This window comes from Massilia suwonensis, from assembly GCF_042655665.1.
GTDB classification, from domain to species: domain Bacteria; phylum Pseudomonadota; class Gammaproteobacteria; order Burkholderiales; family Burkholderiaceae_D; genus Telluria; species Telluria suwonensis.
Genome location: NZ_JBHSMR010000015.1, coordinates 84,518 through 96,916 on the forward strand (window position 1 = coordinate 84,518; position 12,399 = coordinate 96,916).

10 protein-coding genes are annotated in these 12,399 nt (G+C 66.9%); 5 read left to right on the forward strand and 5 right to left on the reverse strand.

Features of this window, described 5'->3' with window-relative positions; translation table 11 throughout:
* Positions 1-59: 59 nt before the first annotated feature.
* Complete coding sequence (locus ACFPQ5_RS23965; protein ID WP_379761550.1) at positions 60-560, reverse strand: hypothetical protein; 501 nt, start codon at positions 558-560, stop codon at positions 60-62.
* A 132-nt stretch (positions 561-692) separates the two neighbouring features.
* Positions 693-914 (reverse strand): hypothetical protein, encoded by a 222-nt coding sequence (locus tag ACFPQ5_RS23970; protein ID WP_379761551.1) that lies wholly within the window; start codon positions 912-914, stop codon positions 693-695.
* Positions 915-1,120: 206 nt separating this feature from the next.
* On the opposite strand from ACFPQ5_RS23970, the gene ACFPQ5_RS23975 reads away from it, so the two are divergent.
* Positions 1,121-1,498, forward strand: coding sequence for a hypothetical protein (locus ACFPQ5_RS23975; protein WP_379761552.1), 378 nt, complete (start codon positions 1,121-1,123; stop codon positions 1,496-1,498).
* On the opposite strand, the gene queC is transcribed toward ACFPQ5_RS23975, so the two are convergent.
* Entirely contained in the window at positions 1,495-2,205 is a 711-nt protein-coding gene (gene queC / locus ACFPQ5_RS23980) for a 7-cyano-7-deazaguanine synthase QueC (RefSeq protein WP_379761553.1), read from the reverse strand. The two genes, ACFPQ5_RS23975 and queC, sit on opposite strands and share 4 nt — an antisense overlap.
* A 163-nt stretch (positions 2,206-2,368) precedes the next feature.
* Here queC and ACFPQ5_RS23985 point away from each other — a divergent pair, with 163 nt between their 5' ends.
* Both ACFPQ5_RS23985 and ACFPQ5_RS23990 read left to right on the forward strand, forming a co-directional pair.
* A complete protein-coding gene (locus ACFPQ5_RS23985) occupies positions 2,369-4,216 on the forward strand; it encodes an autotransporter assembly complex protein TamA (RefSeq protein ID WP_379761554.1) in 1,848 nt (615 codons plus the stop codon).
* Positions 4,216-8,655, forward strand: a complete 4,440-nt coding sequence (locus tag ACFPQ5_RS23990) for a translocation/assembly module TamB domain-containing protein (protein ID WP_379761555.1) — start codon at positions 4,216-4,218, stop codon at positions 8,653-8,655. The genes ACFPQ5_RS23985 and ACFPQ5_RS23990 overlap by 1 nt, the downstream gene beginning before the upstream one ends.
* Positions 8,656-8,695: 40 nt before the next feature.
* Here the strand turns inward: ACFPQ5_RS23990 and ACFPQ5_RS23995 are convergent, their stop codons facing one another.
* Positions 8,696-8,866 (reverse strand): hypothetical protein, encoded by a 171-nt coding sequence (locus ACFPQ5_RS23995; RefSeq protein ID WP_379761556.1) that lies wholly within the window; start codon positions 8,864-8,866, stop codon positions 8,696-8,698.
* A gap of 120 nt (positions 8,867-8,986) precedes the next feature.
* On the opposite strand from ACFPQ5_RS23995, the gene ACFPQ5_RS24000 reads away from it, so the two are divergent.
* Entirely contained in the window at positions 8,987-9,499 is a 513-nt protein-coding gene (locus tag ACFPQ5_RS24000; protein ID WP_379761557.1) for a CcdC protein domain-containing protein, read from the forward strand.
* Positions 9,500-9,508: 9 nt separating this feature from the next.
* Here ACFPQ5_RS24000 and ACFPQ5_RS24005 read toward each other — a convergent pair whose 3' ends face one another.
* A complete protein-coding gene (locus ACFPQ5_RS24005; protein WP_379761558.1) occupies positions 9,509-11,395 on the reverse strand; it encodes an FAD-binding monooxygenase in 1,887 nt (628 codons plus the stop codon).
* Positions 11,396-11,505: 110 nt separating this feature from the next.
* Here ACFPQ5_RS24005 and ACFPQ5_RS24010 point away from each other — a divergent pair, with 110 nt between their 5' ends.
* A complete protein-coding gene (locus ACFPQ5_RS24010; RefSeq protein WP_379761559.1) occupies positions 11,506-12,399 on the forward strand; it encodes a LysR family transcriptional regulator in 894 nt (297 codons plus the stop codon).

Sequence of the window (12,399 nt, forward strand, 5' to 3'; positions counted from 1 at the left end):
CCCACCAAATCGATGCGTCACGTTTCGGTGGGCACGGCGCGCCCACCCTACAAAAGCAATTAGCGCGGGGCTTTGTAGCCGTTCTCGATCCAGGCTTGCGCCGAAGACGGCGTCAGCTTGAAGCTCGCCGCCACGCGCACCTGCGCCAGCTGCTCGCCCATCTCGTCGATCGCCGTCAGCAAGGCGTACGGATCGTCGTCGTCCGGCTTGATGTCGAGCGTGACCTTCAGCTCGCTGCCTTCCCACCACACGACGGTGCTTTTATGCAACATCGCATGCAGGTGCTGCTCGTGGCGGCGGATGACTTCCGAAGCCGTCTTGATCAGCGTATTGAAGGCATTGACGTCGAGCGGCTTCGGGTTTTTCTTGTCGCGGCCCATGGTCCATGGACCGACCAATGCCGGCTCCGGTTCGCCATCCTTGTACATGGCGACGGCCCAGCCCTCGTCATCTTCGTTCTTGATCACACGTGCGGTCCAGCCATTGCCTTGCCACAGGCGCGCTTCCTGCACCGGCGCGTCGTTTTCGCCCGATTCCAGGTCGGTTACGTCGTCGTTCATCGCTCGCTGTTTCCTTCTGAAAGGCTATCGCCCAAAGGTAAGATTTTAGAGGAACAGCAGGTGCGAAGCGATAGCAAACGCACAAGACCAGCGGATTGATTTGTACAAATATGTTGCAGGCTGGCGCAGAGCCTACATACGCATGCCGGGCAAGCCGGGCGGACGCACCGGCGGCGGTGGCGGCGTGCGGAACGGGTCGATGATGCGCTCTTTCGGCGCTTCCCGATTGAACGGGTTGATGATGATGGGCGGGATGGTAGGCGGAGCCGATGGCGGCCCCTTCGGTCCTCCACCCAGCCAGACTGGCGGCGGCGCGCTGCGGTGCGCCTTCATCGTTGAACTGACGACAGGCATGGGGTCCCTCCTACAACAGAGCAGGCTGTCAGTATAGGCGGCGATCTGCGCATTACAAGGTCGAAAAACGGGTCATTCGTCGGCCCTGGCTGCGCTCCGGCCCGCCGAAAGCGCCGCTCGTCGCAGACGGCTCGCCCCCGATCCCGTTCATGCCTACAGTAAAGCCAATCCCACTCCAGCATCTCCACTCCTTCGAGGAAAACGCCATGAAAAAGATCGTCCCCTATCTCGTCCTGTTCCTGTGCGCGCTGCTGCTGTGGGACCTGCTGTTCACCTTCGGCGACGCGACTTTCCATATCGACGGCGAGGAAGTCGGCGGCCCGCTGGGCGCGGCGCTCGGCATCCTGTTCGCGGGCGGCGGCACGCTGATCGGCCTGTTCGTGGCGCTGGTGGTGGGCGCGGTGCTGGCGGTGGTGTTTGCCGGCGTCGGCATCGTCGTCATCGGCGCGCTGGCGATTGCCGGCCTGGCCGTGGCGGCCGCGATCGTGCCCTTCCTGCTGCCCCTGCTGCTGCCGCTGGCCCTGATCTGGTACCTCGTCAGCCGGGCGCGCCGCAACCGCGCCGTCGAGAAGGTGGCGGTTTAAGAAGTTTTCTCTGCGGCGAACTGCGCATAGCCCCTTGCGCGCAGTTCGCAGGCTGGGCAGGTGCCGCAACCATAACCCCAGTCGTGGCGCGCGCCGCGCTCGCCGAGATAGCAGGTGTGGGTCTCGAAACGCACCAGGTCCACCAGCGCTTGTCCCCCGGCCTGCTCGGCCAGTTCCCAGGTCTGCTTCTTGTCGATCCACATCAGCGGCGTCTCGACTTTCAGTCTCGTCGCCATGCCCAGGTTCAGGGCCACCTGCAGCGCCTTCATCGTGTCGTCGCGGCAGTCCGGATACCCGGAAAAATCCGTCTCGCACATCCCGCCCACCAGCACCGTCAGGCCGCGCCGGTAGGCGACGGTGGCCGCCACCGTCATGAACAGCAGGTTGCGGCCAGGAACAAAAGTATTCGGCAAGCCGTTGGCCTGCATTTCGATGGCGACATTGCTGGTCAGCGCGGTATCGGAAATATGCGAGATCAGCGACAGGTCGATCATGTGATCTTCGCCCAGGCGCGCATTCCACTCGGGCGACAACTCACGCATCCTGGCGAGCACGGTCGGCCGCACTTCCAGCTCGATCGCATGGCGCTGGCCATAATCGAAACCGATGGTTTCAACGCGTGGATAACGCTGCAGGGCCCAGGCCAGGCAGGTAGTCGAATCCTGTCCTCCACTGAAGAGAACGAGCGCGGTATCGGGAGCGTGCATGTGTCGTATTTTTGGTAGTTAATCGTTCGCCGTCAATTTTGCAATTCCGCTAAGATGCGCTCAGCATTGATACTGAATACTGAGACGGAGACACATGGTTCCCGCAACATCCCACCGGACCGCACAGGCGGGGCCAAGGCAATCACGGATTTTGGCACAAATCATGCTGTCCGTGTATGCCGTACTGGGCGCGCAATCCGCGTATGCCCAGGGCATCAATTACACCGTGCGCATCGACGCGCCCGGCAAACTCGACGACCTGCTCGAGGATAACCTCGACCTGCTGCGCTGGCGCGGCAACCCGCGCGTCGACCTCGAACAATTGCAGCGCCTCGTGAAAGCCGTGCCCGAGGAAGCGAAAACCCTGATCGCCACCGAAGGCTATTATTCGCCCAAGATCAGCGCCGGCCTCGATACCAGCGGCGGCACGCCGGTGGCGCGCATCGTCGTCGATCCGGGCCAGCCGGTGCTGGTCAGCGACCTCGACCTGGTGTTGCAGGGCTTCGTCTCCTTCGACCAGGGCGGCGCGCCCTACGACGCGGCGGCCCTGCGCAACCGCTGGTCGCTGCCGGTAGGCGCCCGCTTCGTCCAGGGCGACTGGGAAGCGGCCAAGCGCGATCTGCTGCGCGAAGTGATGCAGTCGCGCTTCCCGCGCGCCCAGCTGGTCGAAACCAGCGCCACCGTCGACCCCGATGCCTATAAAGCCTCGCTGCGCGTGGTGATCGACAGCGGCCCGGAAATGCGCTTCGGAGAATTGCGCATCCGCGGCCTGAAGCGCTATCCGCGCGAGGTCATCACCAACCTGAACAAGATCAAGCCGGGCGACATCTACAGCGAGGCGGCGCTGCAGGCTTTACAGGCCCGCCTGCAGGAAACGGGATATTTTGCCACCGTCGAGGTGAGCGCCGACATGCGCGCGGTGCTCAACGCCGAGATCAAGGAACTCAAAGAAGACGACGATGGCACCGGCCAGGCTGCGGCCCAGGCCGCACCCGAGGTGCCCGGCCAGGCCACCACCGGCGTCAAGCCGCCCACCGCGGCCGGCCCGACCATGCTGCCGGTGCTGGTGCGCGTCACCGAGAACAAGCAGAAGAACCTCGAGGTCGGCCTCGGCTTCTCGACCAACACGGGCGGGCGCGCCTCGCTCGGCTACGACGACCTGAACGTGTTCGGCAAGCGCATGAAGAGCGACCTGATCTACGAACAGAAGCACCAGCTGGCACGCGCCGATTTCTATTGGCCGACGAAGCCGAACGGCTACAACGACAGCGCCGGCGGCGGCTTCGAACGCACCGACCTGCGCGGCGAGATCACCACCACCGCCAGCATCAGCGCGCGCCGCGCCTGGGGCACGCCGGAACTCGAACGCAGCCTGGGCATCGAGCTGCTGGCCGAAAAGCGCGAGGTCGAGGGCGCGGGCATCGATACCGAATACAGCAAGAGCATTCCGGTCACCTACAGCGTCACGCGCCGTAAGCTCGACAACCTGCTGCAGCCGACGCGCGGCTACGCGCTCAACTGGCAGGTCGGCATCGCGCCGCTGCCGATCTTCACCGACGAAAAATTCATCCGCGGCTATACGCGCGGCGTGTACTACAAGCCGGTCGGCACCAGCGGCGCCCTGATCCTGAAGGGCGAAGCCGGCGCCGTCTTCTCGAAGGACAAGGTCGGCGTGCCGAGCACCTTCCTGTTCCGTGCCGGCGGCGACCAGTCGGTGCGCGGCTACGGCTACCAGCAGCTGGGCGTGCGCGAAGGCGACGCCGTCGTCGGCGGGCGCTACCTGCTCACCGGCGGCGCCGAGTACCAGTACTGGTTCCGTCCACCATGGGGCGTGGCCTTCTTCGTCGACGCCGGTAACGCCGCCGACAAGTTCAAGGACCTGAAACCCGAATACGGCTACGGCGTCGGCGCGCGCTGGCGCAGCCCGGTCGGCCCGATCAACGTCGACATCGCCTACGGCCAGGCGGTGAAAAAAGCGCGCCTGCACTTCTCACTTGGATTCACGTTCTGATGGACGACCACAACACCACCCCTCCCACGCCGGCCAAGGCGCCGGCGCCCAAGGCCCGACGCTGGCCGCGCCGCGTCGCCATCGGCCTCGTGGCCACCGGCGTGGTCGTCGGCGGCGCCCTCTGGTACCTGGGCCGCGAAACGACGCTGCAGATGATCGCCGAACGCGCCGCGCGCGCGACCGACGGCAAACTCACGATGACCGGCGTGCGCGGCTCGATCTACGGCGACATGCACATCGACCGCATCGTCTGGCGCACCGAGACCCAGCTGGCCACCGTCACCAACATCGACCTGTCCTGGTCGCCGCGCCAGCTGCTCTCGAAAGGCATCGAGATCAACAAGCTGCATGCGGCCGACCTGCGCATGGAGACGCTGAAGGAAAGCGACGAACCGGCCACGATGCCGAACTCGCTCGCCGCCCCTTTCCGCATCGCGCTCGACGACGCGCGCCTGGCGAAAGCGACTTTCGTCAACAAGGGCGCCAGCACCGTAATTACCGACGTGCGCATGCGCCTGCATGGCGATAAGGTGCAATGGCAGCTGAACGACGCGGTCGCGACCACGCCCTGGGGCAAGGTGGCGGCCGACGGCAAGATCGCGGCGACGAAGCCGTTCAAACTCGACGCGAATGCCAGCCTGTCGCAAGCAACAGTCGGCCCCGGTGCCACGCCGGCAGCACTGAAACTGCGTGCCGGCGGCGACCTGAATCTGACGACCCTGGACGCCACCGGCAATGCCGGCCGCGCCGGCGGCGACGCGCGCCTGACCCTGTCGCCCTTTGCCGAGATCCCGCTGCGCACGATGGACCTCAAGGCGCACAACATCGATCCGGGCTTCTTCAATCCCTCGCTACCCACCGCTGACCTGAGCCTGACGATCGCGGCGAAGCTAGACGACAAGCGCGCCATCTCCGGCAGCGTCAACCTGGTCAACGAGGGCCCCGAAGGCACGATCGACCAGCAGCGCCTGCCGCTGCGCGCCTTCCGCGGCCAGCTGGGCGGCAACCTGGAAGCCATGCGCCTGTCCGACGTGCTGCTCGACTTCGGCGCCGCCGGCCGCTTCACGGGCAGCGGCAGCGTGCAGCGCGGCGAAGACACCGAGGGCCTCGGCACCGCCAACTTCGCCCTGCACACCGACCGCTTCGATTTGAAGGGCATCCACGGCAGCATGAAGCCGACCAAGATCGCCGGCGACATCGCGGTGGCCAACGTCGGCCAGGTGCAGTCGCTCGACGTGCGCCTGGTCGAGAGCGGCCTGCGCCTGACGGCCAAGGCGAAGCTCGAGAACAACGTGGTCGACGTCTCCGAGGCGCGCCTGCTGGCCGGCAGCGGCAGCGTCGCCCTGACCGGCAACATGAAGCTGGGCGAGGATAAAGCCTTCAAGGTCAACGCCAACGCCAGCCGCTTCAATCCGGCCGCGCTGGGCGACTATCCGCAGGCCGACATCAATGCCGCTGTCAACGCCAGCGGCGTGTTGGCGCCGGCATGGAAGGTCAACACCGACTTCGCCTTGCGTCCGAGTCGGCTGTTCGACCAGCCGCTGTCGGGTAAAGGCAAGCTGACCGCCGATGCGAAACACGTGAGCGGCGTCGATGCCAATCTGGCGCTGGGCCAGAACACGGTCAACCTGAACGGCGCCTTCGGCGCGCCGGGCGAACGCCTGGCCTGGCGCGTGGAAGGCCGCAACCTGGCCACCCTGCGCGCCGACCTGTACGGCGCGGTGAATGCCAACGGCGTCATCACCGGCACCATGAGCAATCCGCGCACCACCTTCGTCGCCGATGCGAATGGACTCGGCTGGGTCGCTGCCCAGCGCAAGGCCAACAACAGCAAGCTGCACGTCAGCGGCGAAGCCTGGCTCGCAGGTGGCGAAGGCGCGCGCTTCGTCGAGGCCAAGGGCAGCGGCAACATGGCGCGCTTCAATCCGGCCGCCTTCGGCAGCCCGCTGCCCGGTTCGATCAACGGCAGCTTTGACGCCAGCGGCCGCTCCGGCGCCGACTGGCGCGGCGCACTAAACCTGAAGCTCGAGGAATCGACGCTGGCGAAATCGCCGCTGTGGGGCTATGCGCGCCTGGCGGCGGATAAACGCCACGTGTCGGGTGCGGACGTCGACCTGCACGTGGGCGCCAACGTGATCGCGGCCAAGGGCAGCTTCGGCGCCGGCGGCGACCGCCTCGACTGGCGCATCGACGCGCCGCAACTGGGCGCCCTCGGTCCCGACTACGCGGGCCTGCTGCGCGGCGCCGGTACCGTTAGCGGCACGATGGACACGCCGTCGCTGACTGCAAATCTCGAAGGCCAGAACCTGCGCCTGCTCGGCAAACACAGCCTGAAGTCGCTGCGCGCCAGCGCCAATCTCGGCGCGGGCCGCGGCGGCGCCGATCCGCTGGTCAGCGACATCCAGATCGTGGAATTCGCCAGTGGGGAAACGCGCATTGCCGCCGCCAGCCTGCAAACGAACGGCACGCGCGCCGCCCATACCCTGCGCGCGGCCGCCCGCGGCGACGACTTCGACGCCTCCACCGAGGTGCGCGGCGGCTGGAGCGGCAATGCCTGGGCCGGCACGCTGGCCGCCTTGCAGAACAAGGGCCGCTATGCGATGACGCTGGCGCAGCCGGTCCCGCTGCGCATCGGCGTCGCGCCCGGAGCCGGCGTGGCGGGCCTGGCGAAGCCGGAATCGCTGGCCTTCAACGGCGCCGTGATCCGCCTGCCGGCGGGCACGGTCCGGATCGACCAGCTGACCAAGACGGGCGCGCGCTGGAACAGCCGTGGCGCAGCTGCCGGCGTGCCTTTGAACTATCTCGGCCAGTTCTCGGAAGCGCTGCGCGAAAACGTGCAGGGCAATCTGACCATCGGCGCCGACTGGGCGCTCGACCTGCGCACCGCCACCGCCACCGGCGGTGCCCCGGCGCTGGCCGGCAGCGTGCACGTGTTCCGCGAAGGCGGCGACGCCCTGGTCGGTTCGGGCACCCCGGTCGCGCTGGGTCTGCGCACCTTCGACGCGCGCGCCGACGTGCAGGGCAGCTCGCTGCGCACCCAGCTGAGCATCGACGGCGCCCGCACCGGCACCGCGCGCGTGGACGGCACGGTGCAGATGATCGGCGGGCGCGTCAACCGCGACAGCCCGCTGCGCATGACGGCGAACGCCGACATGGCCTCGATCGCCTGGCTCGCGCCCTTCGCCGGCCAGCGCGACCTCGACCTGGACGGCAGCCTGAAACTCGCCGTCACCGGCGCCGGCACCATCGGCACCCCGATCCTGAACGGCACCGTGAATGGCGATGCCTTGTCGGTGCGCTGGCCGGAACAGGGCGTTCGCCTGCAGAACGGCCAATTGCGCGCCCAGCTCGCGGGCGACCGCCTGGTACTGCAAAGGCTTTACTTGCAGGGCCTGTCGGGCAGCGCCACCGCCGACGGTTCGATCCGCTTCGGTGCGGGCGATCCGGCGATGCAGCTCAATCTCGTCGCCGACAAGCTGGAAGCCCTGTCGCGTCCGGACCGCACCGTGATCGTCTCGGGCAATGCGGCGCTGGTGCGCGATGCGACCCGCTTCGCGCTGGAAGGCCGCGTCAACGTCGACCGCGCGCTGATCGAGTTCGCGCCGCAAGGACGGCCGACGATGTCGGATGACGTCATCGTGCTGGGCCGCGGCAAACCGATGTCGCCGCCGAAGAAGGAAGCGGAAGTGCCGCTGGTGGTGGACCTGCGCGCCGACCTGGGCGACAACTTCCACCTGCGCGGCCTCGGCATCGACGCCATGCTGGAAGGCAGTGCCCGGGTGCGCATGACGGGCAGCGGCGCGCCGCGCGTGAACGGCACCATCCGCGTCGCCAGCGGCAATTACGCGGCCTATGGCCAGAAGCTGGCGATCGAGCGCGGCGTGATCACCTTCAGCGGCCCCTACGACAACCCGGCGCTCGACGTGCTCGCACTGCGCAAGCAGCCCGAGGGCACGCAGCTGAGCGAGACCAATGTCGAAGCCGGCGTGCAGGTGCGCGGCACGGCGCGCTCGCCACAAGCGAAACTGGTGTCGACGCCGAACGTGCCCGACAGCGAAAAACTGTCCTGGCTGGTGCTGGGCCACGGCATGGAGGGCACCAGCGGCAACGAGAAGGACGTGCTGAGCGCCGCGGCCGGCGCCCTGCTGGGCGGCAAAGGCGGCACCGGCGGCATCCAGTCCAAGCTGGCGAACTCGCTGGGCGTGGACGAACTCGGCATCGGCCAGGGCCGCAACGGCGAGGCCGAAGGGCTGGCGAACACGGTCGTTACGGTGGGCAAGCGCATTTCCTCGCGCGCCTACATCAGCTTCGAGCAGGGTGCGACGACGGCCTCGAGCCTGGTGCGCCTGCGCTATAAACTGACGCCGAAGTTCACGCTGCAGTTCCAGGCGGGGACGAATACGGCGCTCGATGTCTTGTATGCCTGGGCCTTCGATTAAGCTGGCCTGAAAAGAGAGAGGTCCCCGCGGGGACCTCTTTTCAATGCAGGCTCGGTTTTGGGTCCGGCACCGGTTCCTCGTTGGCCGGCGTATGCGCCGGCGCGTGGTGCGGATGATGAGGCGCGTCGAAGGGCTCCGGCGCCGGCTCGTCGGCCGGGACGGGATCGGGGGCGCGGTGCAGGCGCACCGGGATGGGGATGGCTGCAAACATGGGTCGGCTCTCCTGAAAACGGTGTTGTCACCTTACCATGACGCGCTTCCATCCGACGCCCGGTTACAATGCCAGTCTCAACGCAACAGCGCGACTCAACCAGTAATCCTGAACCATCCGATGACCATCACCACGCTCGCCCTGCTCCTGCTGACGCCGATCCTCGTCTGGCGCATCTATTCGCGCCTCAAAACGCAGATGGCGCGCCAGCGCTCGATCGTCTCGCGCCATTACACGGGCGTGCTGGTGTTCGCCGGGATGATCCTGGTGTCGCTGTCGGAAGTGCTGACGCGGCCGTATGCGCTCGGTGCGCTGGCGGCCGGCACGGCGCTGGGCGTGTTCTGGGGCGTGTTCGCCCTGAAGCGCACGGTGTATGAAGATACCGAAGGCGGCTACTTCTTCACGCCGCCGATGCGCCTGGGGATCGTGATGGCCATGATCCTGGTGGCGCGCGTGCTCTATCTCGGGGTCGAGATCTATGCGAGCCAGCAGGGCAACGTGCCGGCGCCGCGCTTCACGGACAGCCCGCTGACCATGCTGTGCGTCGGGCTGACCGGCGCCTACTTCGCGGCCTATTCGGTAGGCCTGCTGCTGTGGCGCCGCAAGCTGCGTCAGGCGATCGAACGGGCCTGAGGCCCGCGTTCACGCCCGGGGCAGCATGAACCCCGCGAAGAAATCGGCCAGGGCCTGGTGCGCATCGAGCGGCAACACCTGCGCCACGTACTGGTCGGGACGCACCACCACCAGCGCGCCCTGCTCGCGGTCCACGCCGCGCAGGTCGAAGATGTCCGGCCCGTGCTTGAGCCTTGAACTGAACACCTTTTCGTAGTCGTGCAGGCCGTAACGGCCCTTGCGCGGCCAGAGCAGCGCGGGCATGGTCCCGATCTCCAGCTCGGCGTGCGCTTGCTGGAACACGGCGCGCAGGTCGAACACGGCGTCCGGATCCTGGCCCGCGGCCGTGTACCTGCGCACCGGCGAATCGGGCGACTCCTCGAGAAAGCGGCACAGCGCGCGTACGTCCTCGTCGTCCCTTCCGGCGAAGGCATACAGGCGCCAGCGTCCGTCGGCCTTGCCCGCATGTCCCAATTGAACCACTTTTGCGTCGCTGATGCGCAGCACCTCGGCCGAGTGAAAACGCGTGCCGACAGCGAAGCCGGTAGCAAGCCCTTGATGCTGGTCGTCGCCGCACAGTAGCGAAGGACGGTACTGGGTGCCCACGCCCGCCGTGTAGCGCAGGTGCTGCTCGAAGTAGCGCTGGAACTCCTTCGGGTCCAGGCCAGCTCCTCCACCGTCCGCCGGCTTTTCGCTGATCATCCGCGACCATTCGCTGTCGAAGTCGATCAGCTGCTTGCCCACGGCCTGGCGCTCGGCGTTATAGCTGTGCAGCAGCGCGGGCGGGCACTGTCCGCGCAGGACGGCGGCCAGCTTCCAGCCCAGGTTGAAGGCGTCCTGCATCGAGCAGTTCATGCCCTGCCCGGCCTTCGGGCTGTGCGTGTGGCAGGCGTCGCCGGCGATGAAGACGCGCGGCGGCCGGCTGCCCTCTTCACCCGCGATCACGTCGTCGTACTTGTCGCAGATACGCTGGCCGATCTCGTACACCGACCACCAGGCCACTTCCTTCACGTCGAGCTGGTAGGGATAAAAGATGCGCTGCGCCGCCGCGATCAGCTGCTCGGCCGTGATCTGGCGCTGCGCCACCCGCTCGTCCTCGCCCAGCTTGTCCATCTCGACGTAGAGCCGGGTGAGATAGCCGCCCTCGCGCGGAATGATCAAAATACTGCCCGCTTCGGACTGGATGGCGACCTTGTAGCGGATGTCGGGGAAATCCGTCACCGCCAGCACGTCCATCACGCCCCAGGCCTGGTGCGCGGCTTCTCCCTTCAACTCGCGCCCGATGGCGGCGCGCGTGGCGCTGCGGGCGCCGTCGCAGCCGACCACGTAGCGCGCACGCACGCTCTCGCGGCGGCCGGCGTGCTCCAGGGTCACCGTCACCGGATAGTCGGCAGCCGTCTCGTCCACCTCCACGCCGATCAGCTTGCGCGCGTAATGGGGTTCCAGACGGCTGGGCGAATTGCGCATCGTCTCGAGATAAAAATCGTGGACCCGGGCCTGGTTCAGCACCACGTGCGGGAACTCGGACAGGCCGTCTTCTGTGTCCTGCACGCGGCCGTGGCGCGTGATGTTCTGCGGGTTTTGCTCGTCCGGCTTCCAGAAGGTCACCTCGTTGATCCAGCACGATTCCTGCAGCACGCGTCCGGCGAAATCGAAGGCCTCGAACATTTCCATCGTGCGGCAGGCGATGCCGTCGGCCTGCCCTTTCTCCAGCGGGCCCGCCTTCTGCTCGACGATCGCCGTGCGAATCTCCGGGAAGGCGGCCAGCTGCGCCGCCAGCGTCAGGCCGGCCGGGCCGCAGCCGACGATGAGCACGTCGACCTGCGCCGGCACGGCATCGCCGTGCGGCAGGGCCAGCGGCGAAACGGGGTGGCGCTGCGGGTCGCCGGGACGAAATCCGTCGAGATGGAATTGCATGATGGCCTCCTGAAAGCTGCTGTTATGTGGCTACTGTGACGCAAAAGGAGTATGTTGAAAACGGATGGTTCTTGATTGCTATAATCAGGAATCCACATATTGGGCTGGCCATGAAGCGCTTCGACCTGGAACTGCTGCTGGTGTTCGACGAGATTTTCAAGACGGGCAACGTGACCCGGGCCGCGCACAACCTCGGCCTGCCGCAGTCGAGCGTCAGCCTGGCCCTGGCCAAGCTGCGTGAGCATTTCAATGACCAGCTGTTCAGCCGTACGGCGAAAGGCATGGTGCCGACGCCGCGCGCGCAGAACGCGATCGAGGACGTGCGCCGTGCGATCGCGGCCCTGCAGCATGCGCTGGCCGACCAGCCCGTGTTCGATCCCGCCGCCAGCACGCGCCGCTTTCGCATCTGCATGACCGACATCAGCGAGATCGTACTGCTGCCGCGCATCCTCAACCACCTGCGCAGTGTCGCACCGGGCATCCATCTCGAGATATCGCGTATTTCGCCGGACTCGCCAGGCGAACTGGCCGACGGCCTCGTCGATCTCGCCGTCGGCTTCATGCCGCACCTGGAGGCGGGCTTCTACCAGCAAAAGCTGTTCGACCAGCACTTCGTCTGCCTGGCCGCGAAAACGCACCCGCGCGTGGGCGACACGCTGACGGTCGAAGCTTTGCGGCAGGAGGGCCATGTGCGCGTACGGACTTCCGGCACGGGGCACGCGATCGTCGACAAGGTCCTGGCGCGCGAGGAGATCGAGCGCAGCGTGGTGCTGAACCTGCCCAGCTTCCTGGGCGTGGCCTCCATCGTGGCGCAGACCGAGCTGCTCGCCATCGTCCCCGAGCGCTACGCCAGGCTGATGGCGGCCAGCGAGGCGGTCCGCTTCCTCGAGATCCCGGTCGAGCTGCCCAGCTACCAGGTCAAGCAGCACTGGCACGAGCGCTACCACGCCGACGTCTCGAACCGCTGGCTGCGCCAGATGGTGGCCGCGCTGTTCGCCGGCTAG

Coding starts and splice junctions, on each gene's coding strand:
- ACFPQ5_RS24005 (WP_379761558.1), bottom strand. CDS start 11,395: ATGCAATTCCATCTCGACGGATTTCGTCCCGGCGACCCGCAGCGCCAC.
- ACFPQ5_RS23990 (WP_379761555.1), top strand. CDS start 4,216: ATGGACGACCACAACACCACCCCTCCCACGCCGGCCAAGGCGCCGGCG.
- ACFPQ5_RS24010 (WP_379761559.1), top strand. CDS start 11,506: ATGAAGCGCTTCGACCTGGAACTGCTGCTGGTGTTCGACGAGATTTTC.
- ACFPQ5_RS23975 (WP_379761552.1), top strand. CDS start 1,121: ATGAAAAAGATCGTCCCCTATCTCGTCCTGTTCCTGTGCGCGCTGCTG.
- ACFPQ5_RS23970 (WP_379761551.1), bottom strand. CDS start 914: ATGCCTGTCGTCAGTTCAACGATGAAGGCGCACCGCAGCGCGCCGCCG.
- ACFPQ5_RS23965 (WP_379761550.1), bottom strand. CDS start 560: ATGAACGACGACGTAACCGACCTGGAATCGGGCGAAAACGACGCGCCG.
- ACFPQ5_RS23995 (WP_379761556.1), bottom strand. CDS start 8,866: ATGTTTGCAGCCATCCCCATCCCGGTGCGCCTGCACCGCGCCCCCGAT.
- queC (WP_379761553.1), bottom strand. CDS start 2,205: ATGCACGCTCCCGATACCGCGCTCGTTCTCTTCAGTGGAGGACAGGAT.
- ACFPQ5_RS24000 (WP_379761557.1), top strand. CDS start 8,987: ATGACCATCACCACGCTCGCCCTGCTCCTGCTGACGCCGATCCTCGTC.
- ACFPQ5_RS23985 (WP_379761554.1), top strand. CDS start 2,369: ATGCTGTCCGTGTATGCCGTACTGGGCGCGCAATCCGCGTATGCCCAG.